General features: G+C 57.8%; 22 protein-coding genes. 9 read left to right on the top strand and 13 right to left on the bottom strand.

Annotation, left to right across the window (positions count from 1 at the left end):
* Nucleotides 1–194: 194 nt before the first annotated feature.
* Entirely contained in the window at nucleotides 195–4,550 is a 4,356-nt protein-coding gene (locus ACKI1H_RS20775; protein ID WP_440466169.1) for a hypothetical protein, read from the top strand.
* A 347-nt stretch (nucleotides 4,551–4,897) separates the two neighbouring features.
* Here the strand turns inward: ACKI1H_RS20775 and ACKI1H_RS20770 are convergent, their stop codons facing one another.
* The 3 genes from ACKI1H_RS20770 to ACKI1H_RS20760 all read right to left on the bottom strand — a co-directional run bounded on the left by ACKI1H_RS20770 (nucleotide 4,898) and on the right by ACKI1H_RS20760 (nucleotide 6,208).
* Entirely contained in the window at nucleotides 4,898–5,623 is a 726-nt protein-coding gene (locus tag ACKI1H_RS20770; RefSeq protein WP_440466168.1) for an IS3 family transposase, read from the bottom strand.
* A gap of 23 nt (nucleotides 5,624–5,646) precedes the next feature.
* Nucleotides 5,647–5,946: a hypothetical protein gene (locus tag ACKI1H_RS20765; RefSeq protein ID WP_440466167.1), complete on the bottom strand. Its 300-nt coding sequence runs from the start codon at nucleotides 5,944–5,946 to the stop codon at nucleotides 5,647–5,649.
* Nucleotides 5,947–6,013: 67 nt separating this feature from the next.
* The gene (locus ACKI1H_RS20760) at nucleotides 6,014–6,208 is read right to left on the bottom strand and encodes a hypothetical protein (protein ID WP_440466166.1); all 195 of its coding nucleotides are present in this window, start codon (nucleotides 6,206–6,208) and stop codon (nucleotides 6,014–6,016) included.
* Nucleotides 6,209–6,539: 331 nt separating this feature from the next.
* On the opposite strand from ACKI1H_RS20760, the gene ACKI1H_RS20755 reads away from it, so the two are divergent.
* Nucleotides 6,540–6,815, top strand: a complete 276-nt coding sequence (locus ACKI1H_RS20755) for a DUF2790 domain-containing protein (RefSeq protein WP_440466165.1) — start codon at nucleotides 6,540–6,542, stop codon at nucleotides 6,813–6,815.
* A 3-nt stretch (nucleotides 6,816–6,818) separates the two neighbouring features.
* Here ACKI1H_RS20755 and ACKI1H_RS20750 read toward each other — a convergent pair whose 3' ends face one another.
* The 3 genes from ACKI1H_RS20750 to ACKI1H_RS20740 all read right to left on the bottom strand — a co-directional run bounded on the left by ACKI1H_RS20750 (nucleotide 6,819) and on the right by ACKI1H_RS20740 (nucleotide 9,111).
* Entirely contained in the window at nucleotides 6,819–7,769 is a 951-nt protein-coding gene (locus tag ACKI1H_RS20750) for a LysR family transcriptional regulator (RefSeq protein ID WP_440466164.1), read from the bottom strand.
* Between the two features lie 70 nt (nucleotides 7,770–7,839).
* Nucleotides 7,840–8,109, bottom strand: coding sequence for a hypothetical protein (locus ACKI1H_RS20745; RefSeq protein WP_440466163.1), 270 nt, complete (start codon nucleotides 8,107–8,109; stop codon nucleotides 7,840–7,842).
* A gap of 123 nt (nucleotides 8,110–8,232) precedes the next feature.
* Nucleotides 8,233–9,111 (bottom strand): LysR family transcriptional regulator, encoded by an 879-nt coding sequence (locus ACKI1H_RS20740; RefSeq protein ID WP_440466162.1) that lies wholly within the window; start codon nucleotides 9,109–9,111, stop codon nucleotides 8,233–8,235.
* A 165-nt stretch (nucleotides 9,112–9,276) separates the two neighbouring features.
* Between ACKI1H_RS20740 and ACKI1H_RS20735 the strand changes: the two genes are divergently transcribed.
* Nucleotides 9,277–10,269 (top strand): NAD(P)H-quinone oxidoreductase, encoded by a 993-nt coding sequence (locus tag ACKI1H_RS20735; protein WP_440468895.1) that lies wholly within the window; start codon nucleotides 9,277–9,279, stop codon nucleotides 10,267–10,269.
* Between the two features lie 45 nt (nucleotides 10,270–10,314).
* Here the strand turns inward: ACKI1H_RS20735 and ACKI1H_RS20730 are convergent, their stop codons facing one another.
* Genes ACKI1H_RS20730 through ACKI1H_RS20705 form a run of 6 tightly spaced genes read right to left on the bottom strand, consistent with a single transcriptional unit; the run spans nucleotide 10,315 to nucleotide 14,783 of the window.
* The gene (locus tag ACKI1H_RS20730; RefSeq protein ID WP_440466161.1) at nucleotides 10,315–10,641 is read right to left on the bottom strand and encodes a YdhR family protein; all 327 of its coding nucleotides are present in this window, start codon (nucleotides 10,639–10,641) and stop codon (nucleotides 10,315–10,317) included.
* Between the two features lie 21 nt (nucleotides 10,642–10,662).
* On the bottom strand, nucleotides 10,663–11,442 hold the full coding sequence (locus ACKI1H_RS20725; protein ID WP_440466160.1) for an SDR family NAD(P)-dependent oxidoreductase: 780 nt from the start codon (nucleotides 11,440–11,442) through the stop codon (nucleotides 10,663–10,665).
* Entirely contained in the window at nucleotides 11,439–12,614 is a 1,176-nt protein-coding gene (locus ACKI1H_RS20720) for an acyl-CoA dehydrogenase family protein (RefSeq protein ID WP_440466159.1), read from the bottom strand. The genes ACKI1H_RS20725 and ACKI1H_RS20720 overlap by 4 nt, the downstream gene beginning before the upstream one ends.
* A gap of 24 nt (nucleotides 12,615–12,638) precedes the next feature.
* Nucleotides 12,639–13,355, bottom strand: a complete 717-nt coding sequence (locus ACKI1H_RS20715; RefSeq protein ID WP_440466158.1) for a histidine phosphatase family protein — start codon at nucleotides 13,353–13,355, stop codon at nucleotides 12,639–12,641.
* Nucleotides 13,345–13,728 (bottom strand): DUF6285 domain-containing protein, encoded by a 384-nt coding sequence (locus tag ACKI1H_RS20710; protein ID WP_440466157.1) that lies wholly within the window; start codon nucleotides 13,726–13,728, stop codon nucleotides 13,345–13,347. Before ACKI1H_RS20710 ends, ACKI1H_RS20715 begins: the two co-directional genes overlap by 11 nt.
* On the bottom strand, nucleotides 13,725–14,783 hold the full coding sequence (locus tag ACKI1H_RS20705; RefSeq protein WP_440466156.1) for a phosphotransferase family protein: 1,059 nt from the start codon (nucleotides 14,781–14,783) through the stop codon (nucleotides 13,725–13,727). Before ACKI1H_RS20705 ends, ACKI1H_RS20710 begins: the two co-directional genes overlap by 4 nt.
* Before the next feature lie 198 nt (nucleotides 14,784–14,981).
* Between ACKI1H_RS20705 and prpR the strand changes: the two genes are divergently transcribed.
* The 6 genes from prpR (at nucleotide 14,982) to ACKI1H_RS20675 (ending at nucleotide 24,172) form a co-directional block, all read left to right on the top strand.
* Nucleotides 14,982–16,949 carry a propionate catabolism operon regulatory protein PrpR gene (gene prpR / locus ACKI1H_RS20700; RefSeq protein ID WP_440466155.1) on the top strand — a complete coding sequence of 656 codons (1,968 nt, stop codon included), beginning with the start codon at nucleotides 14,982–14,984 and terminating at the stop codon, nucleotides 16,947–16,949.
* 255 nt (nucleotides 16,950–17,204) lie between these two features.
* Nucleotides 17,205–18,806, top strand: a complete 1,602-nt coding sequence (locus ACKI1H_RS20695; RefSeq protein ID WP_440468894.1) for a long-chain fatty acid--CoA ligase — start codon at nucleotides 17,205–17,207, stop codon at nucleotides 18,804–18,806.
* A gap of 87 nt (nucleotides 18,807–18,893) precedes the next feature.
* Nucleotides 18,894–19,223 carry a DUF485 domain-containing protein gene (locus ACKI1H_RS20690; RefSeq protein ID WP_440466154.1) on the top strand — a complete coding sequence of 110 codons (330 nt, stop codon included), beginning with the start codon at nucleotides 18,894–18,896 and terminating at the stop codon, nucleotides 19,221–19,223.
* Nucleotides 19,220–20,878 (top strand): cation acetate symporter, encoded by a 1,659-nt coding sequence (locus tag ACKI1H_RS20685; protein ID WP_440466153.1) that lies wholly within the window; start codon nucleotides 19,220–19,222, stop codon nucleotides 20,876–20,878. Before ACKI1H_RS20690 ends, ACKI1H_RS20685 begins: the two co-directional genes overlap by 4 nt.
* A 61-nt stretch (nucleotides 20,879–20,939) precedes the next feature.
* Entirely contained in the window at nucleotides 20,940–22,706 is a 1,767-nt protein-coding gene (locus tag ACKI1H_RS20680) for an acyl-CoA dehydrogenase C-terminal domain-containing protein (RefSeq protein WP_440466152.1), read from the top strand.
* Nucleotides 22,707–22,909: 203 nt separating this feature from the next.
* On the top strand, nucleotides 22,910–24,172 hold the full coding sequence (locus tag ACKI1H_RS20675; protein ID WP_440466151.1) for an OprD family porin: 1,263 nt from the start codon (nucleotides 22,910–22,912) through the stop codon (nucleotides 24,170–24,172).
* A 62-nt stretch (nucleotides 24,173–24,234) separates the two neighbouring features.
* Here ACKI1H_RS20675 and ACKI1H_RS20670 read toward each other — a convergent pair whose 3' ends face one another.
* On the bottom strand, nucleotides 24,235–24,534 hold the full coding sequence (locus tag ACKI1H_RS20670; protein WP_440466150.1) for a putative quinol monooxygenase: 300 nt from the start codon (nucleotides 24,532–24,534) through the stop codon (nucleotides 24,235–24,237).
* Nucleotides 24,535–24,574: the final 40 nt, after the last annotated feature.

Here is a 24,574-nt window from a genome sequence, read left to right as displayed (position 1 = left end):
CCGTGTCACCATCAGATGTGCTTCGCACGTCAAGCTCAGGTCATCGCGAAGCCTGCTGCGCCGTAGAAGCTTGTAGTCAGTATTTACTGGCCATGAAAAGCTGCTATAGAGCTCACTCCATCTATAGGATTCTTTTGCATAATCGTGCAAGAAATTACCGGCATGGCTTCTTCCCTGTAAAAGACCTTCCCTCTATGGCGCCTGTGACATCATCAAGCAAGCTAGAATTCCGCATTCAGCGCACCTTCCGCGATCTTTCCCAAGAGGACGTCGCCGATCATGAGCGGGCGTTGATACTGGCACGGATGGGGTGGGCAGGCGCTATCGGTTGGGACAAGCTACTTGAATCACGGCGCGTTCTTATTATTTCGGAAGCCGGTGCAGGAAAGACCTATGAGTGCCGTGCCCAACAACAGGCTCTGTGGGATGCAGGCGACGCTGCTTTCTACCTCGAACTAGCTCAGCTTTCGACACAAAACCTGCGGGACTTACTTTCAGCAGATGAGGAGGCAAGGCTAGACGAATGGCTGGCAGCCCAGTCCGATATTGCCACCTTCTTTCTCGACTCGATTGATGAGCTTAAGCTAACCCTTGGTTCTTTTGAGACCGCCCTCAAGCGCTTGAGCAAAGCTATTGCCGGCCAGCTCAGCCGCGTTCGAATTATCATAACGACGCGCCCGATCGCTGTTGATCAGCAACTCATTCAACAGCATTTGCCAGTACCAGAACCACTTGAGCTAATCGCAAGCGGAGACTCCTTTGCCGACATCGCAATAGGCCGTCAGAGAAAGAGCTCTGGACAGCGAGAGAAGGAAGCAGCTCCTGTTTGGCGCAACGTAGCCTTGATGCCCTTGTCCGACGAGCAAATCCGGGAGATGGCAACAATCGAAGGTATCGACGATGCCGACGCGCTGCTCTCTGATATTCGTACACGCAACGCGGAGGATTTCGCACGCCGTCCTCAGGATCTCATAGAGCTTTGTACAGACTGGCGTGAACATCGTCGAGTTCGTACCCACTTCGATCAGGTGGCAAACAATATTCGTGTCAAGCTTAAACCGCGCACCGACAGGCAGGAGCCTGCACAGTTGTCACCCGACAAGGCATTTGAGGGGGCAAGTCGTCTAGCACTCGCCTCCCTGCTGACCCGCAAACTGACTATTCGGCTCAGCGTGGAAGCCGACCGGAGTGGTGAGCCGGGAACTGTCCTCGATCCAGCGTTAGTACTGCATGATTGGACGCCTAAGGAGCGCGAAACCTTACTTGAGCGTGCCTTATTTGGGTTCGCGAGTTATGGCCGTATTCGGTTCCATCATCGCTCAGTCATCGAATTCCTCGCGGCGCAATGCCTGAAGGTTCGATTGGGGCAAGGAATGCCGATCAAAGCGGTGAAACGGTTACTGTTTGCCGAGCTTCCGCAGGGTGTCAGAGTCATGCGACCAACGATGCGTCCGGTCGCGGCCTGGCTGGCCGCATCGCAGCCGAGCATCTTTTCCGAAATTCGTGACCATGAACCCGAAGTGTTGCTTGACCATGCAGACCCAGAATCACTTCCGCTCCCGCTTCGCGTCGACGCGTTGCAGTTCTACGTGCAGCGCTATGGCCAAGGTGGATGGCGTGGACTACATGTCCCACGAGTACAGGTGCACCGCTTCGCGTCGCAGGATCTGGAAGACCACGTACAGAACTTGTGGCAGACAGGTATTGAGAATCACGAAGTTCGCGAGCTGTTACTCCAACTAATCGGCGCAGGACAGATGTCCACATGTGCAGATATTGCTCATCGCGTTGCGATCGATATAACAGCAACACACGGAGAGCGCCTTGATGCGATTGAGGCTCTGGTCGAACTCAACGATCAGCGGCTCGAGTCACTGACAATGGCGATGGCGGACACACCAGCACTCTGGCCAGATACTCTTGTGCGTGGCGCCATCATCCGACTATTCCCGCACCACATAGCACCTGAACAGTTCTGCCGGATCCTGAAGCGTATCCAGGAAACGGAAAACACAATCGACGAGCTGAGATGGATGTTGCCTCGCAACATTATCGCCGAACCAAGGTTCGCTCCGGGGTACCTGGAAGCGCTGCGCACAGGTTTGACGGACTTGATTACCAATGGCCTCGTCTGGAAGAAGGAATGGCCGCATCTCGTGAGTTGCTGCTCTCACCTTATTCCGATATTGGCCGCAGTCTGCCTCAGACTGATTTATGGGCGCGAAATGGAAGCAGCTATCCTGCGCTCTACAGTAATCGCGCTGCGCCTCGAGCACGAAAATCACGGCCGTGATGACCCTGTGCAGAGCCTACGCTCTACGCTAGCCAATCTATCGTCGCAACTGCGCGAGGAAATCTTCTGGGCCGACGATGCATTCAGTCAAGGCCTGCATTTAGAAGACGATCCTTGGCGACGGCTACACCAGGCATCGTTCAATGGCCCGCTCAATCTCAATGGCGCACAGGACGGCATTTGGGTACAGCGTACTCTTGCCGATATAGATCGTCCGCTCCCAGAACGGACTATGATGCTCTATGCCTCGCTGCATGGCATTAGGGATGACACCGGCGATCCACGCAATCATATTGAAGGCCTCAAACAATTTGTGGCCGACCAACCAGAGTTGGTCAACCTGCTCGAGCGCCACCTCGCTCCCCCATCTGTAGATCCCGAAGCGGCAAAGCTTAACGCTAGGATCGAGCAGCAGCGCAAGGCCAGCGAAAAACGCGAAGCAAAGCGCCACAAAGACTGGGTGAAGTTCTGGCAAGAGGTTGCCGACCATCCCAAGACCGCCTTCGGCCCAGACCACGAAGGCAGCACCACCTGGAACCTTTGGCAGGTAATGCAACTCTCCGGCAACGAAAGCCGCTCGTCGGGCTGGGATCGCCGCTTTATCGAAAAGTATTTTGGTAAAGAGATTGCCGACCAGCTACGCATCAGCATGCGTTCGATCTGGCGCAACGATCGTCCAACACTTCGCTACGAGAGGCCCGCGGATAAAAGAGGAACATTCCTAATTCGTTGGCAACTCGGTCTGGCCGCAATTGCTGCTGAAGCTGAAGACCCCGATTGGGCATGCAAGCTTTCTGTCGAAGAAGCCGAGCTTGCTGCGCGCTATGCGCCGATTGAGTCGAGCGGTTTTCCGACGTGGCTCGAAGCACTCGCCCGTGAGCATTCCGTCTCGGTCGAACGGACGCTCGGACCTGATCTTACTGCCGAACTTGAAGAGATCGCAGCACCGCGTACATTTGCCATCATGCTTCAGAATATTAGCCATGCGCCCGCCACGGTCGCACAGCTGTTCCTGCCTCGTCTGCGCGCCTGGCTAGATGCCCATACTTGCAGTCTGCGCGACAATGAGGACGAGTTGACTGCAGCCGGGCGGCTTGAGCGAGTACTCAAAATCCTCCTTGAGCATGTCGATGATGGAACAACGAACCACGTATGCCTCATGGCTGAAGACCGGCTGAAGATCAGTACGCCGAATGCGTTTACACAGACGTGGCTGACAACGCTAATGCGATGCGATCCGGCAAAGGGTAGCGAAGCCCTCGAGCGCTTGTTGGCACCGTTTGAACCCGCAGAGACCGGTACTGCGATAGACGTCTTCGGTACACTGTTCGGCGACCGCCACAACAGTCTGCGCGTTGATCTTACGAGACCCAGCTTTACCCCTCAGTTGCTCCTACGCCTTGCCAGACTAGCTTATCGGTATGTACGCCCCTGCGACGATATCGTCCACGAAGGAGTCTTTTCACCCGGCTCCCGCGACGCGGCGCAGGAGGGAAGAAATGCAGTATTGAGCGCGCTTCTCGGTGCCAGTGGGAGCGAAGCTTGGGCAGTCAAACTCGAAATGACTGCGGACCCCCTGTTCGCCCACTTCAGAGACCGCTTAGCAATGCTTGCCCGGGAGAAGGAGGCTGAAGGGGCCGACAACGCTGTTTTCACTGAGCTCGAACTAGATCAGTTCAGCCGCTACGGTGAACTGCCACCGACGACTAGAGATGATATGTTTGCGGTGCTTGTCGACCGACTCGATGATCTTGAAGACTTGCTACTTCAGGATGTCTCGCCACGTGATGCGTGGGCCTTAATCAAAGACGAGAAAGTGATGCGCCGGGAAATCTCTCGTGCCTTGCAGCATGCGTCCAATCATGTCTATCAGGTCGATCAAGAGGCGGTCACCGCCGATGAGAAGGAGACGGATATCAGGCTGCGTTCATTGTCAGGCCAGCAAGGCACAATTGAGCTCAAACTTGGTGAAAATTGGTCAGGCCGTGAGCTACGCGACACGATTAAGTGTCAGCTAGTTACCAAATATATGGCAGCTGAAAGCAGTCGCTCCGGCTGTCTACTCGTAACGGTAGCCAGTGACCGCAAATGGGATCATCCGGACACGGCGGAGAGAATTGATATCAAGGGCCTAAAGACGATGCTCGAGACTGAAGCCTCTCGGGTTGCCAATGACGTGAGTGATTGCATACGACTTACGGTCAAGGTGCTTGATCTCAGACCTCGACTCTCATCGAGTCGAATTGGTAAGCCGTAAGTACCCCCGCAGCCAGCCCTGCCACTGAGCCGTTAAGGTGAAACCAGTCTGGAGCACCAAACGGAAGCAGGTTGTGAGTTCAAATCCCACTACAAAGAGTGATGAAGGAGGCTACGCGTATGTTATCCGGGGATTGGTAGTCACCCTCCTCCTCTGCCGATTCAGCTTGGCCATCCTGGCCCCTGAGCCCCGATCCGTTCGGCGTAATCGTCATCCCAGCTGTAAAAATTAGATTCGCCATCTTTCGGGGCATCAGTAGTCTCTGTCACTCCGCCGCTCCTTACAGCTTAATGAGTCGACGCTCTATCTGTGGACTTGCCCCTATCAAACCGGACACCGGCACCCCGTTAAGTTGATGCTTCAGCCAGGCGCCTGAACTCCCTAGGTGAGCGGTAGTTCAGTGCGCTGTGCGGATGTTCCTCGTTGTAATGCTCGAAGGCGATGGCCAGGTTGCGCAGGGCCGTCGCTCGATCGGGCTTGGGCATGTGACGGATGTAGTCACGCTTCATCGTCTTCACGAAGCTCTCCGCCATGCCGTTACTCTGTGGGCTGCACACCGGAGTTGTCAGCGGCAGCAGGCCGATCTGCCGGGCAAAGGTCCGGGTCTGCTCGGCGGTATAGGCCGAGCCGTTATCGCTCAGCCATTGTACGGGCGACGCTGGTAGCTCGCTACCGAAGCGTTGCTCGATGGCTTCCAGCATCACGTCGCGGACATCGTCGCCACTGTAGCCGTGTGGGCTGGCCACCCAACTGATGGCCTCGCGGTCGCAGCAGTCCAGGGCGAAGGTCACGCGCAGTTTTTCACCGTCCTCGCAGCGGAACTCGAAGCCATCCGAACACCAGCGGGTGTTGCTCGTGTCACCGGCACTGACCGCCGAGAGGCTGCCATCCTGGTAGAGCTTGCGCCAGTGGAACAGTTGGTTGGGATTGCTGCCATTGCGCTGGGCCACCACCGAGACGCTTTGCCCGGGCTCCAGGCTCTCCCGAACCATGGCCAGTTTCTCCTCGACGCCCCGGCGGCGACGCCGCTCCTGGCCGAGCACTTCGATGCTTTTGTCTTTGCTGGTAGTCATAAACACAGTCGTTTGCCTATCCCTTATGGTAAGCCGCCAGCAGCAGCGCGCCAATGAACAACGCACCGCTGGGCAACAACAAACCCACAGGCGACCCGCAGCTTCAACAGTAACGACGTGAGCCAGGTAGTCGGAGGCTTGTGATTCTTGACTCGCTCACTGGCCTCCATCATCTCCTGCTGCAGCTGTTCGGCCTTCTGCTCAAAGTCAGGATCAGAGCTGCTGTGTGTTTCCAGAAGCGCTTCTAGCGCGTCGGCCTTCGCCATGAAGTCGGAAATTAGGCGCTGTTCCTCTTCAAGAAACTGCTTCTGCATCTTGTTCATCACCACTCCTTGGCTCGGCTGAATTCCGGTGTCTTGGGAAACTAGATCAGCAAAAACCATTGCGCCATTAAGGGCCGCTGCGCTTTTTGCCCATTTCCTCAAGCAGGTCGGGGAAACGGCGCCGGACGGCAGGAACATCGCGCAGGCCGTAGATCACGAAGAACGAGCCGAACACCGCCACCAGCCCCTTGATATGCCATTCGTCCGCCAAGAGCCCCAGCGTGACGATCATCAAGCCAAACAGAACCGTTATCGCTTTCATCCCTGAACCCCGTGAAGTGGTGCATCGCACCCTATCCCAGCCCCTCTTGTGGTGCCACTACAGCGCAAGGACTCGTCATGCCCGAACAAACCCTCAAGGCCCACCTGAGGACGCTAACACCGTCCCGAGCATATTCACAGGCGCGCCTCTCCGTGATAGTCACACCTCCCCTCCCGGCAGATTCTTAAGTGCGACAAAAAAATGTATTAGGTGGCTGGGCATTTATTTAGGAGAGGTCAGCTGTAGAATTTCCATCAACCCACTAGAAAACATCAGAACTTAAGAGTTTCGATGCTGGTCAGCGGTGGGATAGGATATCAGGAGGCTTTAAATGAAAGCGTTAATTACCGCAATTGCTATGACTTTCGCCAGCTTTTCATTTGCCGATCAATCCGGCAGCAGCGTGAAAAGCGAGGCCACCCATGATGTGACGCCCTATACCTACGGGCTTAAACTAGATGTCGCAAAGGTGATTTCAATGTCGAGCGAGGACTCTGGCTCTTGCGGAGTCATTCCGGCGACCATAACCTATGTCGACCATCAAGGTCAGACTCATACAGTCAAGTATCAAAAATACTCCAACTCAAGTCAGTGTAACAATGGCTGATATCTACCGGGCCGGGGTGAGAATGCCACTCGCTCCGCTCCGTAGTACTCGTTCATCTTCCATCAACCGTTCCGGTAGATGCTTCTTCAAAAACTCAATCCAGGTCCTGACCTTTGCATCCAGAAAGTGTCGAGAAGGATAGATCACAGAAATACTTCTCTGATTAGCTCTCACCTGCGGCAGCACTCTGACTAGTTCCCCCTTCCCCACCGAAGCGGCCGCGACATAACTTGGAATCAAGCAGACGCCCATGTTCTCCTTCGCAGCTTGAGCGATGGAGTCGGCAACATTCACCGTGAAAGTTTGTCTAGGTGAAATTATTTCATCCATATCATAGCCATCTATTTCCCAGCCTTTCGGAAAGGCAGGATCGTGGAGCCTAAGGCAAGTGTGCGCTTTTAAGTCACCGACTTCCTCAGGAAGGCCATGCTCCCTGATATAGCCAGGGCCAGCACAGAGCACACTATACGTCGTCCCAAGTGACTGCGCGATAAACCCTGAGTCGGGCACGCGGCTATCTGCAGAAATTATGAGATCGTAGCCCTCTGCGAGCAAATCAGGTGTGACTTGAGATAGATTGAGTTCGAAGTCAACATTTGGCTGCAGCTCGGAGTACTGGGCAATTAATGAAATAATATGGTAATGACCAATTCCGTTTGGAGAATGCATGCGCAATTTTCCAAACGCTTCCAGGTGTGCGCCGGCGGCTTCGAGTTCCGCGAGCTTTAGGTCTTCAATGATCGCCTTGCAGCGTTCAAGATAGCGCACCCCAACCTCGGTCAACGCCAGCTTTCTGGTCGTTCTATTTATCAGCTTCGCGCGCAAATGAACTTCCAGCTCTGAAACGCTTCGCGAGACGTGCGGGGTAGAATACCCCAGCGAATCTGCAGCAGCGGTGAAACTGCCAAATTCGGCGACACGTACAAAAATCTGCATAGACTGCACTATATCCAACACGCACTCCTACCTATAAAGTAAAGATCAGACTCGGCGGCACAGCCCACTTCGCCGCCGAATCCTTCAGCTATTTCTTACCCATACTCTTCGGGATTTGCAGCGCCTGCGTTGTGAGTGCAATACAGCTCTTGGTATCTCCTGCAGCCTGAGCCTTCTTGGCCTTGTCATGAAGTGCATAGAACTCATTCACGCGCGCACCGCTTATCCCCTCTTTGCCGCGCGTGTTCATTAACTGCTCCATTTGCGCCAGATTATTGGTGCATAGGTCGTCACCGGCAAATGCACTCGAACAAATGAGTGCGCTAACCACAACGAACATCACCGTACGAATTTTCATGTAGCACCTCCAAGAAGTAACCCCCTCTCAGACGTTAGTGCCACGCCCCCAGTGATCGCCAAGGCGAAGGACGAAAAACTCTGTTTCAAAAATGAAATAATTGCGGGAAGCTCGCTACCACGCTCAACTGACGCCCCGTGCACTGAACGATTGTGCGAGATACTCAATGACAAAGCGCACTCGGGCGGTATGGCGCAGATCCTTATGGGTGACCATCCAGACCTCATACGACTTGGCTCGCTCTCGCAAGGGCCAGATTCTCTGGAGTCCATCGCACAGCCCCATCTCTATCGGTATTTCACCAATGCCCAAGCCTTCGCTTATGGAGCGGCGCACCATCATGCTGGAATTGACGGCAACGACCACGCGCGCTTGCTCAATTGATTCATCGACGAGCGCCGGGTCAGCACGGTCTCGCCAGTAGGGCTCATACATGACCAGATCATGCCCCTTGAATCCCGTGCCAGGCTCTGGCACGCCATTTCTTTCTATGTATTCTGCGGATGCGAACAACCCCATTGGCCAGGCGGCCAGTTTTCTCAAAATGAGGTCTGGGTTCTCCGGACGCTGATTTCTTATTGCGATATCCGTTTCTCGTTTCGACAGATTTACGATCTCTGATGTGCTGTTGAGAATGACGCAGATATCAGGGTGTTTTAGATGCAATTCCTTCAAGGCAGGAATGACAAAGTCATAGGCCAACGAGTCGGTCGTCGATAGGCGCACTTCTCCTGCCTGTTCGTTGTCCGCCCCGCGCGTGCGCCGAGCCAACTCCAGAGCCGCACGCTCCATTTTCTCCGCCATTTCGAATGCCACCTCGCCGATTGCGGTCAACTGGTAACCCGTCGGGGTGCGCAGAAACAGGGTGGATCCCAGATCCACTTCCATGGCGGCGATGCGTCGCCCTACCGTGGCCTGGTCCACTCGAAGCACTCGTGCCGCCCGGCGCAATGTCAGCTCTCGCCCCAGAGCGAGAAAGACCCGTGCATCATCCCAATTCATCAGCTTTTTTCCATGAAGAACAACTGCAACGGAGCGCCGCAAAAACGCAGCGCGCCGCATTTCCGATACTTCCGTACCCTTTAATTCACGCTAGCCACAAAGGCTGGCTTTCACCTTTCTCAGGATTACTTCATGAGCAGCACCAGCAGCAAGCCGTCATCCGACATGACGGTCGTTGAAATCACTCAGCCAGGCGGGCCGGAAGTCTTGAAAGCGACCAAACGCGCGACGCCCGCACCAGGTCCCCGGGAGGTTCTCATCAAGGTCCACGCCGCTGGCGTAAACGGCCCTGACCTTCTGCAGCGCAAAGGCCTTTACGACCCGCCCCCCGGTGCCTCGGACATCCCTGGACTGGAGATCTCCGGAGTGGTTGTGGAACTTGGCAGCGAAGTGACCCGATTCACTGTCGGCGAGCCGGTCATCGCACTTGTTCCTGGTGGTGGTTACGCCGAATACGCCGTCGCAGACGAGCGAACAACGGCACGTCTGCCGCAAGGGCTCTCAATGGCCGAAGCAGCAGCGCTTCCCGAAACCTTCATGACCGTCTGGGTGAACCTTTTCCAGAGAGGTCAGTTCAAGGCTGGCGAGTCGGTGCTGATTCATGGCGGCGCCTCTGGAATCGGTACTACCGCAACCATGCTGGCAAAAGCATTCGGCGCAACGAAGATATTCACCACGGTGGCCAACCAAGAACAGCAACTCGCTAGCCAGGCGCTTGGCGCCGATATGGCCATCAATTACAACGAGCAGGACTTCGTCGAAGAAATCATGAAAGGCACCGACAACCGAGGTGTGGACGTCATCGTTGACATCATCGCGGGCGACTACGTCTCTCGGAATTTCCGGGCCGCGGCCATGAACGGCAGGGTCGTACAGATCGGTGTGATCAAGGGCCCGGCCACGAACGTCGATCTGTTCCCCATGCTGGTCAAGCGGCTCACCCATATCGGCTCTACCCTGCGCTCTCGCAGCCATGACGACAAAGCCGGCATCATGGCAGAGCTGGAGTCGCAGGTTTGGCCGTATATCCGCAGTGGCGCGATCAAGCCCCTGCTCTTCAAGACTTTTCCGCTCGCAGACGCCGAACAGGCGCATGCCCTGATGGAGTCCGGTCAGCATATCGGCAAGGTAGTTCTGCGCGTACTGCAGGACGATTGATGCAGAGGGTGACGCTGCGCCCAGCGAAGCGTCACGCCCCTCCCGTCAGTCGATACCATCCTCGGAAACGATGATTTGGCCCAGGATGTTGTCCACCACCACCGGCGTCTCGAAGAGCTGTACGCTCGGCCTTGTTCCGTATTTCTGCCGGACAAATTCCACCCAGTCCTCGGAGTACTGGGCAAGCGCCTGCTCACGTGACTCCCACAAATACACCCCGCCTACATGTCCTTCATCCTCGGACAAGAGGTAGTACTTGCGGATGAGCCCGGCAACCACCTGATATTGCGGGGCAGTTGTCTCGAAAATCTTCCTGGCATCAGCCAACGCAACTTTCGCGGGAAGACGGATCTGGACGATTGCAGTGATCATTTACATCACCTCCTGAGCTATCTAAAGCCCTGCGCAGGCATGGCCGCCATCAACGACTATCTCCGACCCTGTCATCCCTCGTCCGGCTTTAGAAGCCAGGAGCAGCAAAGCTCCATCCAGATCGCTGCTTGCACAGAATCTCCGGCTAGGAACCCGTGCGCGCAATCGTTCGCCAGCCTCGCTGGAAAGGAATGCATCGTTGATCTCCGTGACAATGTAGCCGGGTGCGATGGAGTTCACGCGGATGTCGTGACGCGCCAGCTCCAATGCCATCGAACGGGTCAGGTGACTGAGACCCGCTTTCGCTGCGCAGTAAGGGCCGACGCCTCCACCGACTCGACTGGAAAGAATCGATGTGACATTGATCAAGCTCCCTCCCCGACCGGAATCGACCATCCGCCTGGCCGACTCCTGGGCCACCATCCATGCCCCTTTCAGGTTGGTATCGACGATGACCTGCCAGTCCTGATCGTCATACTCCAGGACTCGCTTGGTGTCGCTGACCCCTGCGTTGTTGACCACGACATCCAGGCCACCGAAATCCGACTCGATGGCGTCGAGACATTCGATCACCGATTGGCGCGAGGTCACATCCAATGTATAGGCTCTCGCATCATGCCCTTCGAAGCACAGGTCGCTGACCAGGTCACGCAAGCGATCGACACGACGAGCCGCCACCGCAACGCGAGCACCTGCCGCGACCAGAGTCTTGGCAAAATGCAGTCCAAGGCCGCTCGACGCGCCGGTCACCAGGACACGCTGTCCGGTGAGGTCAAAAAGCTGGTTCACAAAGGCATTCACAGTTCACCTCCGGCGACACGCGACAAAATCTTCCGCGCAAGGCTCATGCGATGCACTTCGTTGGGGCCGTCGTAGATACGAAAGCCACGGGCGTCCCGGAAAATCCGGTCGACAATTGCCTCACTGGTGACACCCTGCCCACCCAATACCTGCACGCTGCGATCGATGACTCGCCAGATGCCCTCCGAGCTGATGACCTTGGTCATGCTCGACTCGAAGTTCCCACGCTCTCCCTGATCCAGGACCCAGGCGCAGTGCCAGATGGCCAGGCGAGTGGTGAGCAAGTCCATTTCGTTGTCAGCGAGCATGAAGCCCACACCCTGATGGTCACCGAGCCGCTTGCCGAAGGATTCGCGCCGGTTGGCGTAGGCACACGCCACGTCGTGGGCGCGACGCGCTTGCCCTAGCCAACGCATGCAGTGAGTCAGGCGAGCGGGTGCCAGGCGTACTTGCGCATAGCGGAAGCCCTTGCCCACCTCCCCGAGCACCTGGCTTGACGGAACCCTGAGATTTTCGAAGCGCAGCACGGCGTGACCACCGGTGAAGCAGCTATCCAGCGAGTCCATCATCCGCTCAAGGAAAAAACCAGGCTGATCGGTGTCGGTGAGGAACATGGTGGCGTTGCCGTCCTCGGTACGGGCCATGATGATGGCGAAGCCCGCCCCCTCCGCGCCCGTGATCAGCCACTTTAGACCATTGATGATGTAGTCATCACCATCGCGGACCGCCGTGGTCGTCAGCATCGATGGGTCCGAGCCGGCGCCAGGCGCGGGCTCGGTCATGGCGAAACAGGAGCGAATGTGTCCCTGCACAAGGGGTCTCAGCCAGCGGTCCTTTTGCGCCTCGGTAGCAACAACCTCCATCAGGTGGATATTGCCTTCATCCGGCGCATGGATATTCATCGCCGTTGGCCCGAGCGGCGAGTAGGCGGCTTCCTCGAAGATCACCGCCTTCTCCACATGGCTCAGACCGAGCCCCCCCATTTCACGGGAAGCATGGGGGGTTAGCAGACCGCGGGCGCGGGCCTTCTCCACGAGCTCCTGGCGAAGCTCGCCGGACGGGCCGTGGGCAGTTTGGCGCGGGTCACTTTCCATCGGAAGGATGTCGTTGACGATGAATTCTCGTACACGCGCTTGTAGTGCAATCAGCTCGTCGGAGAGTGCGAAGTTCATTGTTGATTCCTCGGATAGCCCTGGTCAGGCCGCTGGTTTGTTCGGTTGGATGTGGCGGTACAAGCTCTCCAGGACGGTGTCGTGGATGCCTGCCTTTTGGGGGGCATAGGGGGTGAAGTTGAGTGTGCGGATAATCGCGCCATGCAGTTGTCCGCCAAAGCTGTCGATATCGATGATATTGAGGCAGGCGGTGTCCTGCTCGAAGGCAGCAATTCCCTGCAGGCCTATGCCTGCGGCCCAGGCCAGGACAATACGGTTGACGGCGTCGTGGCTGACGATGAGCGCCGATTCCCAGTCATCGTCGCTCAGCAGTGCGTGGAAGGTTCCCAGCACTCGTCGATTGAAGTCACTCCAGCGCTCGCCCCCCAGAAAGGTCGCTTCGGGCCTGGCTGCATCGCGATACGCTCCCAGAATCACGTCCTGCATGGACTGCTCGGGGATCTCACGCAAACGGCCAGCTTTGATCTCGCGCAACTCGGCCATGGGTTCGCGTGGCACCTCCCGCCCCAGTAGCAGTATGTCCAGCGTTTCTTGTGCACGCGGGTAGTCGGAAACCAACACACGGTCAAAATGCGTGTCCTGCAACACCTGACCGAGCGCCCAGGCCTGCAGGGCGCCGCGCCTAGACAGGCTTACCGAGCGTGGATCCAGTGGCCTGCCCTGCTCGTCGAAGTAGTCGACATGCCCATGGCGCACCAGATAGCAGCGCCGGCGTTGCCTTTCGCTGCGGTCAGCGATCATCGCGCACAACCTTCGGATTGCTGATCGCCAAGTGCGCCCTGGTGATCTGCATCAGCGCTTCAAGCATCTTGGCCTGCGCGGCATCTTGCGTATCGAAAACACCATTTCGAATGAAACCGGAAAGCAGGTGGCGCGCGTGTTCCGCAGTGAGCTTCACCAAGCCGTGCTGGGCCAGTACCGCTGACAGAGCATTCGCCTCGATGCGAGCAACCTCTGCCCCAAGTTCGATCTCCCGAGCAGCTACAGACATCGCGCGAGCAATCATCCGGCAGTCATAGTGAAGCTCTTCGCTCAAGGTCGGCAGCAGGCCACCGATAAGCGTGTTTCTGGCAGTGTTCAAAAGGTCGGTCGCGCTGACATTGCTGGCGTTCACAGGCGTTCTCCGCTGAGCAAAAGAATTTCGTGCTCGAGTTCAGGCAGTAGATGACCGGTAAGGGCCAGCTCCAAGGAAGGCTGCTGGCCCGACAGGTGACGCTGCACTTGCTGCAATGCCACTACCGCCCAGCGCAAATGCGCCATCAGTTGCCAGAAGCGCAGATCGTCCCTGGTGACCCAGTAACCAGAGACGGAGGCGTAGCCGACCAAGAACGAATTCACATCACCGATGCCACCCGCCTCACGGTCTCCTCGGGCAAAGCGCCAGCAGCGCGCGGTGAACCAGCCAATGTCCTCACGTGGATCCCCCCATCCGGTGAATTCCCAGTCGAGAACGCCGCTGAGGATCCCCTGATCGACCATGTAGTTGCCGGTCCGATAATCGCGATGAATCAGTCGTGCAGGACGTGGAGCCGGCTTGTTCATTTCGCACCAACGAAGCCCCCATTCGATGACAGGGTGATTGTCCGGCAATTCGTCCAGATAGCCGCGATATTGGTCGATGCTAGCCTGTACAGGGTCTGTGACCGGCGGGGCCAGAAACGCCAGATCCGGATGCTCGGGGGTGATTTGGTGAAGCTGGGCGAGGTTTCGTCCGAGCGCTCTACACAGTTCGTCGCGCATGGGCTCAAGAAGCGGATCTGTGGTTAATCCATGACCACTCGAAATGCCGCTCAATTTGCGCATGATGAAGAAGTCACGGCCAATGACTGAGAGGTCTTGGCATAGCCAGAGAGGCTCCGGCACCTGGACGCCAACCGCGTGCACCGCCGCCAGGACGGCGAACTCCTGGGCTCTGCTCATGCTGACCGCCACTGAGGAAGCGGCATCAGTCCGCAATACCCAGCTCTCGGTAAATTGCCGGGAGCCCATTCGAACCATGCCGTTGAGCAGCCAGTTCTCTTGGATTGCGCCACCGGACAGGCGCTGACCACGCTCAATGCTTACATAATCAGCGCCCAGCTGTTGCCGTAGATACTCTGCAATCGCGGGGAAGGCATCTGGGATGCTGATCCGCAGAGTTGCGGAATCTGGGGGAAAAGTGCTTTGCATCGCTATTTCGAACTCGATGGAGGGTCTACGAGTCCTTGAGCAAGAGCTGGGCCAAATTGTCTTAAATAAAAATAATCACTTATAAAACAGTAACTTAAATATCCATCGCAATCCTTTTTGCGGCAGCCTGCAGCCGGAGCCTATTGCACACTTGAAATTCAAGTTTCAGCATGGAAAAAAGACCGCGAGAGCTCAAACATGCGCAATGAAGAGTATTTGCCCAGGGTGGTAGCCCTGATCACCCACCTACGCATGCCTGAGGGGCCAAGTCGGATGGCCCGGATCGTCGAACAGGTGATCCCTGACTACGTCGGCCGCGCCAGAGTGGAAATCGTTGAGACCACGGTCAATGAACTGCGTGATACAGGACACGATCTGGACGTCAGGGGGAATGTCGACGTCATCATCTGTTCGGGCGCGACCTCCGAGTACCTGAGACGGCATATCTCGACAGCCGTCCTGTCTATTCGCATGGGGGAGTACGATCTTATCCGTGCCCTTGACCTCGCCCGAGCCCGGGCCACGAAAGTGGGCATCCTCAGTTTTCAGCACGCCCACCCGGAGCTGGAAGCGATGTCCTCGCTGTTTACCGTTGATATCCGCCAGGCCACTTACACCAGTTATGAAGAGGCACGCCAGCAGATCCACCGCCTCGTCGATGATGGTTATCGCGTCGTTGTGGGGTCATCTACTGCGGTCGAGATTGCGGAGTCCGCCGGCGTGCAGGGTGTGCTGGCGCTCAATGCCGATACCGTGCGTCGCGCCATGGAGGATGCGTTGGCGATTTGCCGGAGTCGACAGCAGAGCCTGGTCCAGCAACGGCGCCTCAACTCGGTCCTGCGCAACCTATCCGATGGGGTAATCGCCGTGGATGCGGCGGGCATCGTCCAGTCGCTCAATCCACGGATGGCTGCAATTCTGGGCATTTCTGGCGAGTGGGCCCGCGAACGGCCGCTCTCCGAAGTCATACCAGGCTTCGACGTAACGACGGTTCTGTTCAGCGGCGAGGGTGAGGAAAGCCGCATCCTTAAAGTGGCCGGCCGGACGCTGGCGGCGAACATCACGCCCATTATCGAGAACGAAAAACCTGACGGTATCGTTATTACCTGTCAGGAAGCCAATGCCATCCAGCGAGCGGACCGGCGCATCCGCAGTCAGGTGAAGCCCAAGCAATTCACGGCCCGCTATCACTTCGAGCAGATACTTGGCGATACCGCCGGATTTCGCGCCATGCTGGATCTTGCCCGGCGTTATGCCAATGCCGATGCCACTGTGCTGATTCATGGCGAAAGCGGCACCGGCAAGGAATTACTGGCGCAGAGTATTCACAACGCGAGCCAGCGCCAGGCGGGACCCTTCGTCGCCATCAATTGCGCTGCCTTTCCCGAATCGCTGCTGGAAAGCGAATTATTCGGCCACGAAGAAGGTGCCTTCACAGGTGCCCGCAAGGGCGGCAAGGCTGGCCTGATCGAAAACGCCCATACCGGAACCTTGTTCCTGGACGAAATCGGCGACATGCCCGTGACCCTGCAGACGCGCCTGCTTCGCGTGCTGCAGGAGCGCGAGGTGCTGCGCCTGGGTGCGGCCGAGCCGACACCAGTGGACATCCGGGTCATTGCAGCTACTCACCGTGACTTGCGTAAACGCATCAACGAAGGTGTGTTTCGCGAGGATCTCTACTATCGGCTGAACATCCTCCGCCTGGCCATTCCTCCGCTGCGCGAGCGCTCCAGCGATATTCCAATGCTCGCCAGGTCGATTCTGGACAGGCAGGCACCCCAGGGGGCCGCCACTGACTCCTCCCAGGCACTGCTCGACCGGCTCATGCCTCACCTGAAACAGCACAGCTGGCCGGGGAACATTCGCGAATTGGAGAACATCGTCGAGCGCGCCGCATTGTCGGCCCATGCCCTGCATGACAAGAACAGTCCACTGCAATTGCAGGTCTTGTTTGATGAGCTGTTTGAGTCACGATCCACCCTCCCCCATTCCCCGGGCGAAACAAGTGACGCCCAGGACCTGCGCAGTCTCAGCCGGGCCCAGGAGATCAAACGTGTGCAGGAAATGTTGGCGCTCTGCGACGGTGATATGGACGAAGCGGCCAGGCGGCTTGGCATCAGTCGCACAACGCTCTGGCGGCGCCTCAAGGCTGTACAGGTCCAGTGAAGGCCCACCACTAGTTGCAACTCTGAAATCTATTTCAGCCATGAAATGAGTTCGCACGTAAAAAGACGCGAAGGATGAGACGCCCTTCAGTCGAAAACTCATATATCTATTTGATTTTAAATAATTTTAATTCAAAAAAAGAATCTTCAAATAGATTGGCATAGCCCTTGCTGAATACTCGACAAGGGCTGTCGCTGCCATGTGCACAGCTTCGAACCTCAAACAAGAATAAGGCTGGAGGTGCCTGTGCAAGGCATGATGATGAACTTCAACCTGAGTATTGCCGCCATCATGCGGCATGCCCTCACGGTTGCTGCCGAAACCGAAATCGTCTCGCTTTTCGCCGATGGCAATGTGCACCGCTACACCTACGCCCAGGCGTTCACTCGCGCACGTCGCCTGGCCAACGCGCTGGACGCCATGGAATGCCCGGAGGACGCCCGAGTGGGCACCCTGGCGTGGAATGATTACCGGCATTTCGAGCTGCACTATGCGGTGCCGTGCTCAGGTCGCGTCTGCCACACCATCAACCCCAAGCTGTTTCCCGAACAGATCGCCTACATCATTCGCCATGCGCAAGACGATGTTTTGTTCGTCGATCCGCAGTTCCTTCCACTGCTGGAAAGCCTCCAAGCGGAGATTGGCTGTGTGCGTCGGTACGTTGTCCTCTGCGCCGCAGAAGAGTTGCCCGACAGTACACTACCCAATCTGCTCAGCTACGAGACTTTGCTTGCCGAGGCCGATGACGACTACCACTGGCCGGACCTCGACGAAAATCGGGCCAGCGGGCTCTGCTACACCTCCGGGACTACCGGCAATCCCAAGGGCGTGCTGACGAGCCACCGCAGTACCGTCCTGCACGGCATGGCACAAAACATGGCCGACAATGTTGGCTTACGCGCGCTCGACGTCGTCATGCCAATGGTGCCAATGTTCCATGTCAACGCCTGGGGCATGCCTTACAACGCAGCCATGGTCGGCGCCAAACTGGTCCTACCTGGTCCCAGGGTCAGCGATGCGGCAGTCATGGTCCGGCTGATCAACGATGAACAGGTCAGTTTCTCCCTGGCAGTGCCCACTTTGTGGTCCAACATCTCGAACCATCTCGATGCTCAAGGTGGCGAGATTCCATCGCTGAAACGTGCTGTCAGCGGCGGTGCAGCTTGCCCCTTGTCGTTGATCGATGCCATGGGACGACATGGAGTGGCATTAGAGAATGGCTGGGGAATGACTGAACTCAGCCCGATGGGCAGCTACAACAGGCACCAGCCGTGGTACGAGGAGCTGGAAAAGGCGCCTCGTGGCCAACAACTGCTCAAGTCCGGACGGGCATTGTTCGGTGTAGAGATGCGCATCCTGGATGAGGCAGAACGCCCATTACCCCACGACGGACGGTCCTCCGGCTCACTGCAGGTGCGTGGACCTTGGGTACGCAGTGGCTACTTCGGCCAGGCCCCCTCCGAGGGATGGTTTGATACCGGTGACGTCGCGACTATTGATCCTCGTGGCTACATGCTGATCACCGACCGCATCAAAGACGTAATCAAGTCTGGCGGCGAATGGATCTGTTCGGTGGAAATCGAGAACGCGGTCATGGCTCACCCCGAGGTCGCCGAGGCCGCAGTGATCGGCGTACCGCATCCGCGCTGGAGCGAACGCCCCCTGCTGATCGTAGTGCCCAGACATGCCGAAACGCCCCCCAGCCACCAGGAGCTTGTGACCTTCCTGGAAGGGCGAATTCCCAAATGGTGGATGCCCGATGCCAGTGAGCACCTGGATGAACTCCCCCATACCGCCACCGGCAAGGTAAGCAAAAAGACGTTGCGCGAGCGATTCGGCAACTACGCCTGGCGCTGACCCAACACCCTCTGACGCATTTCCCGCATTGGCTCGCCTTTCCGGCGAGCCAAAGGGCAGCCCTACAACAAAAAAAGCGGAGGCACCATGAACGCAACTATTACACCCCATGCGGAGCACTACCAACGAATCCGGGAAAACCCCAGATTCAACGCATTAGTCCGGGCCCGCTCAAGACTGACGTGGCGACTGAGCGCACTGGTGCTGTGTTCATACTTCGTCTTCATGGGAGTCGCTGCGTGCCTGCCGGAGTTGCTGCGTCTGCCGCTTCATCAGGACAGCCACCTGCCCCTGGGAATCCCGGTTGCCATCCTGCTCATTCTTGTCGCTTGGCTGTTGACCGGTTGGTATGTGTACCGGGCGAACACGTACTTCGACCGCCTCAGCGCAAGCATCGTCGGGGAGTGCCAGGAATGAAGCACCTCTACGCTCTGCTCGGCGCAACCACCCTCCTCTGCCAACCTGCATTCGCTGCAGCGCCTGGTGCTGTGGAGCCCGGGGTGAACCTGCATGCCATCGGCATGTTCCTGCTGTTCGTCTCCATTACCCTGCTGATCACCTGGTGGGCTGCCCGCCGGACCCATTCGGCTCGCGACTTCTACACCGCCGGTGGTGGCATCAGCGGATTGCAGAACGGCCTGGCTATTGCCGGTGACTACATGTCCGCATCAACCTTGCTGGGGCTCTCCAGCATGGTCTTTGCCAAGGGCTACGACGGCGTCATCTACATGACTGGCTTCTTCGTGGGCTGGCCCATCCTCACCTTCCTGATGGCTGAGCGCCTGCGCAACCTGGGGCGCTATACCTTCGCCGACATAGTCTCGTTCCGTCTCGATCAGTACCGGATTCGCGTACTCGCGGCCTGCGGCTCGCTGACAGTGGTGTGCTGCTATCTGCTTCTGCAGATGGTCGGTGCAGGTCAGTTGATCAAGCTGCTCTTCGGCCTGGACTACTCCGTTGCAGTGGTAGTGGTAGGGCTGCTCATGCTGGTCTACGTCATCTTCGGCGGCATGCTGGCGACGACCTGGGTGCAGATCACCAAGGCGATCCTGCTGCTCGCCGGTGGAACCCTCCTGATGTTGCTGGCCCTGGCGCCCTTTGACTTCAGTCTGGAGCAACTGGCCCGCCGGGCTGTAGAGAGCCACCCCGCCGGATTGGCCATCATGGGGCCCGGCGGCATGTTGGCGAACCCTCTGAATGTTGCCTCCATGGCATTAGGACTGGTGTTTGGCCTAGCCGGGCTCCCACATATCCTGATGCGCTTCTTCACCGTGCCCGATGCTCGCGAAGCCCGTAAGTCGGTGTTCTATGCCTCCGGCTTCATTGGCTACTTCTTCCTGGTGGTGTGCGTGCTGGGCTTCGCCGCCATCGTCATAGTCGGCACCGACCCTGCCTACTATGTCGACGGCAAGGTGGGAGGCGTGTTGCTCGGCGGCAGTAATATGGTGGCCATGCACCTCGCCAAGGCAGTCGGAGGCAACCTGTTTCTCGGCTTTCTGTCCGCCGTTGCCTTTGCCACCATCCTTGCTGTGGTCGCGGGGCTGACCCTGGCCGGCGCGTCGGCCATTTCCCATGATCTCTATGCCATGGTCATCAAGCGCGGTGCAGCCAGCGAAGCCAGGGAAATTCAGGTTTCGCGCTTGGCAGTGGCGTGCCTCGGCGTGCTGGCGATGGGGCTGGGCATCCTCTTCGAGCAGGTCAACATCGCCTTCCTGGTCGGCCTCACTTTCGGCATTGCCGCCTCGGCGAACTTCCCGGTGCTCTTCATGGCAATGTACTGGAAGGGCCTGACCACACGCGGTGCGATCTATGGCGGATTGACCGGCCTCATCTCCGCACTGGGCCTGGTAATCCTCTCGCCGACGGTCTGGGTCACCGTGCTGGGACACGAGCGAGCCCTATTCCCGTTCGACCACCCGGCACTGTTCTCGATGCCCCTGGCTTTTCTGGTCATCGTCCTGGTTTCCAAGCTTGATCGCAGTGCCAGAGCGGTATTGGACCATGAGGGCTTTGACGACCAAATGGTTCGAGCCCAGACCGGTGTCGGTATTTCCAGCGCCAGCGACCACTGACTCAGCGAGGATGGCTGCCGACCAAGCACCGTTCCCACCACCGTACCAAGAGGTTCCGTAGATGCTTGCCTACAAAGCCCCGTTGCGCGACATGCGCTTCCTGCTCCACGACGTTTTCGCCGCTCCGGCGCTCTGGCAGCGCCTCCCAGCTCTCGCCGAGCGGGTCGACGCAGATACCGCTGACGCGATCCTCGAAGAAGCAGCCAAGATCACCAGCGGGCTGCTTGCACCACTCAATCGTATTGGCGACGAACAAGGCGCACAGTGGAGCGACGGCGTCGTTAGTACCCCTGATGGCTTCCGCGAAGCCTATTCGAATTACGCCGCGGGTGGCTGGATCGGGCTGGCGGGAAATCCGCAGTATGGCGGCATGGGTATGCCGAAAATGCTCTCAGTGCAGTTCGAGGAAATGATGTACGGCGCAAACGCCAGCTTCGCCCTCTACTCCACACTGTCAGCGGGCGCCTGCCTCGCGATCGATGCTCATGCCAGCGAGGAGCTGAAGGCCACCTATCTGCCAGCCATGTATGAAGGTCGCTGGGCAGGTTCCATGTGCTTGACCGAGCCGCACGCCGGCACCGACCTCGGGCTGATTCGCACCAAGGCCGAACCGAATGCCGACGGCAGTTACGCAATCAGCGGTACCAAGATATTCATCACCGGCGGTGAACAGGACCTCACGGAGAACATCATCCACCTGGTGTTGGCCAAACTACCTGAGGCACCGGCCGGCTCCCGCGGCATATCGCTATTCCTCGTGCCCAAGTTCCTGGCTAATGAAGACCGGTCCCTTGGTGCTCGTAACCAGGTGAGTTGTGGCTCCATTGAGCACAAGATGGGCATAAAGGCTTCAGCTACCTGCGTGATGAACTTTGACGGCGCCATCGGCTGGCTGGTGGGTGAGCCGAACAAAGGCTTGGCGGCAATGTTTACCATGATGAATTACGAGCGGCTGTCCATCGGAGTCCAGGGAATCGGCTGCGCCGATATGTCCTACCAGAACGCGGTGAGCTACGCTCGGGACCGTTTGCAGAGTCGCGCGCCTACCGGCCCACAGCAGCAGGACAAGGCCGCTGATCCGATCATCGTCCATCCCGACGTGCGACGTATGCTGTTGACTATGAAGGCGCTGACCGAGGGTGGCCGCGCATTTGCCACCTATCTCGGGCAGCAACTGGACATTGCTAAATACGCCGACAACGCTGCGGAACAATCCCGTGCAGAGCAACTGGTGGCGTTACTAACCCCGGTGGCCAAGGCATTTTTCACTGACACCGGGTTGGAAAGCTGCGTGAATGGCCAACAGGTTTTCGGTGGGCACGGCTACATCCGTGAGTGGGGACAAGAACAACTGGTGCGTGACGTGCGCATCGCGCAAATCTACGAAGGCACCAATGGTATACAGGCCCTGGACCTTTTAGGACGCAAAGTGCTCGCTAACGGTGGTGAACTGCTAACGCTGTTCGCCGAGGAGATACGTGCCTTTGTCCAGACCGCACCAAATGACGAGTTCAGCCGCCCACTGCTAGATGCACTGCACCGGCTGGAAGAGCTAACCCAGCAACTGCGCGTTAGCACCAGCGCGGACCCGCGAGCGCCCGGTGCGGCAGCAATAGAGTACCTGCACGTTTTCGGCTACACGGCCTACGCCTATATGTGGGCACGTATGGCGCGCTGCTCCACTACCGAGAACGACGACTTCCATCGCGCCAAGTTGGCCACCGCGCGCTTCTTCTATGCCCGTCTGCTTCCACGTTGTGAATCTCTGGCCTGCGCAGTGCGAGCCGGCAGTGTCAGTCTTTATGCGTTAGAAGCTGAGCACTTCTGATTCCCGGTTGAGCGTAACAGCGCGGCTCGTGCTCCTTGGAGCCGCGTCTTTTTCTTCTGTACGCATGGCCCAGGAGCCTTGCGTGAAGTGGTGATCCCCAAGGGCGTATCACTGTTTCAGTCCCTCCCCCTCCTCCCCCATCGGGCCCCCGAGCCCGGTGCGGACCCGGCTTTTCCATCAATAACAACAAAGAGGAAGTCGACATGTACCGCACCACTCTCACAACCCAGCTATTACTGGGTGCGAGCGCCCTGATCGCAGGGCTTCCAGCCACCGCCGACATACTCGGTGAATCCAAAGCGTCGCTGGAACTTCGAAACTTCTATATGAATCGTGACTACCGCCAGAACGGTGCGACACAGGCCAAGGCGGAAGAATGGGCCCAAGGTTTCCTGCTGAGATATGAGTCCGGATTCAGCGAAGGCCCAGCGGGATTCGGCCTCGACAGCCTCGCCCTGCTGGGCCTGAAGCTGGATTCAGGCGGAGGACGAAGTGGAACGCAACTTCTCAAGCAAGACAAGGAAACGCGCCGAGCCGACGACGAGTACGCCGAACTGGGCCTGACGGCGAAAGTCAGGGTTTCCCAGTCCGTACTGCGACTTGGCACACTACAGCCACGCCTGCCTACCGTGTCCTACAACGATGCACGTCTGCTTCCCCAGACCTTTCGTGGTGTCCATCTGAATTCGAAGGAGTTCAGCGGAGCTACCCTGGATGTGGGACGCCTGAGCCAGGTGAACCAGCGTAACTCCTCCGACTACGAGAACATGACGGTAAGCAATGGCAGCTCCGGTGCTATTGGTGCCAGAACCAGTAAACGGAGCAATGCATTCGACTTTGCGGACCTGACGTATCAATGGAACAAGGAATTGAGCTCGGGTTATCACTATGGCGAACTGCATGAGCTGTATCGCCAGCACATCGTCAATCTCGTCCATCTGTTGCCCATTGGCGAGCAACAATCGTTGAAGAGCGAATTGCGCTTCGCCAAAGCCGATGACGCCGGAGAAAGCGGTATCGACAACGGCGCCTATGGCGCGATGCTCTCCTATCGGCTTGCCGCCCACACCTTCGGCCTGGCCTACCAGCGCATGACGGGAGACAGCGGTTACGCCTATATCGCCGGCAGTGACCCCTACCTCTTCAACTATGTGCAATTCGGTGATTTCGCCAACCGCGACGAGCGCTCATGGCAGGCGCGATACGATTTTGATTTCGCTGGTCTGGGCATCCCGGGTCTCAGCGTAATGACACGCTATGTGAAAGGTACCGACGTTAACCTGGGTGCCAACAGCCCCACTGGGAGCGAGTGGGAGCGTGATACCGATATCGCCTACGTGATTCAGAACGGCCCGCTGAAGAACCTGGCCTTGAAATGGCGTAACGCCACGGTCCGGGCCAGCCACTTTGGTAACGACCTTGACGACAACCGGCTGATCCTCAGCTACACCTTGCCGATCTGGTAGCCACAGGGAGATGGCCAGCCGGGGCTGGCCATCTCCGCCAGCGAACTGCGCCGCGAGACGGCTCAGCAGACGCGGCGGTATTTGCTGATCCGCGGGGTATCCTGCAGCAACCCGGCGGCGCGGGACAAGGCATCGGCCAGGTGCCCGGTTTGCCAATGCAGCGCTTCAGACTCCGCGCTTTGCCATACCTCAAAAGACGTGAGCTGCAGCGGGTTCTCCAGCGATTGGAAATATCCGTAGTCTAGGCAGCCCGGCTCCTGGCGGGTGCGCAGAGTCAGCTCGGCGAGCAAATCCAGCATGTCAGCCAGCCCTTCGCTTTTCACCATGAAGCTGGCCGTGACGTACAACGTGGAAGGGATCAATGGGGTTACTCCGGATCAGAATTCATGAATGCGGCGAAAC

This window comes from Pseudomonas sp. YH-1 (assembly GCF_051990045.1).
In the GTDB taxonomy this organism is placed as follows: Bacteria; Pseudomonadota; Gammaproteobacteria; order Pseudomonadales; family Pseudomonadaceae; genus Pseudomonas; species Pseudomonas nicosulfuronedens.
The sequence above is the reverse complement of the archived record's forward strand: the minus strand, read 5'-3'. Positions and strand labels throughout refer to the sequence as shown.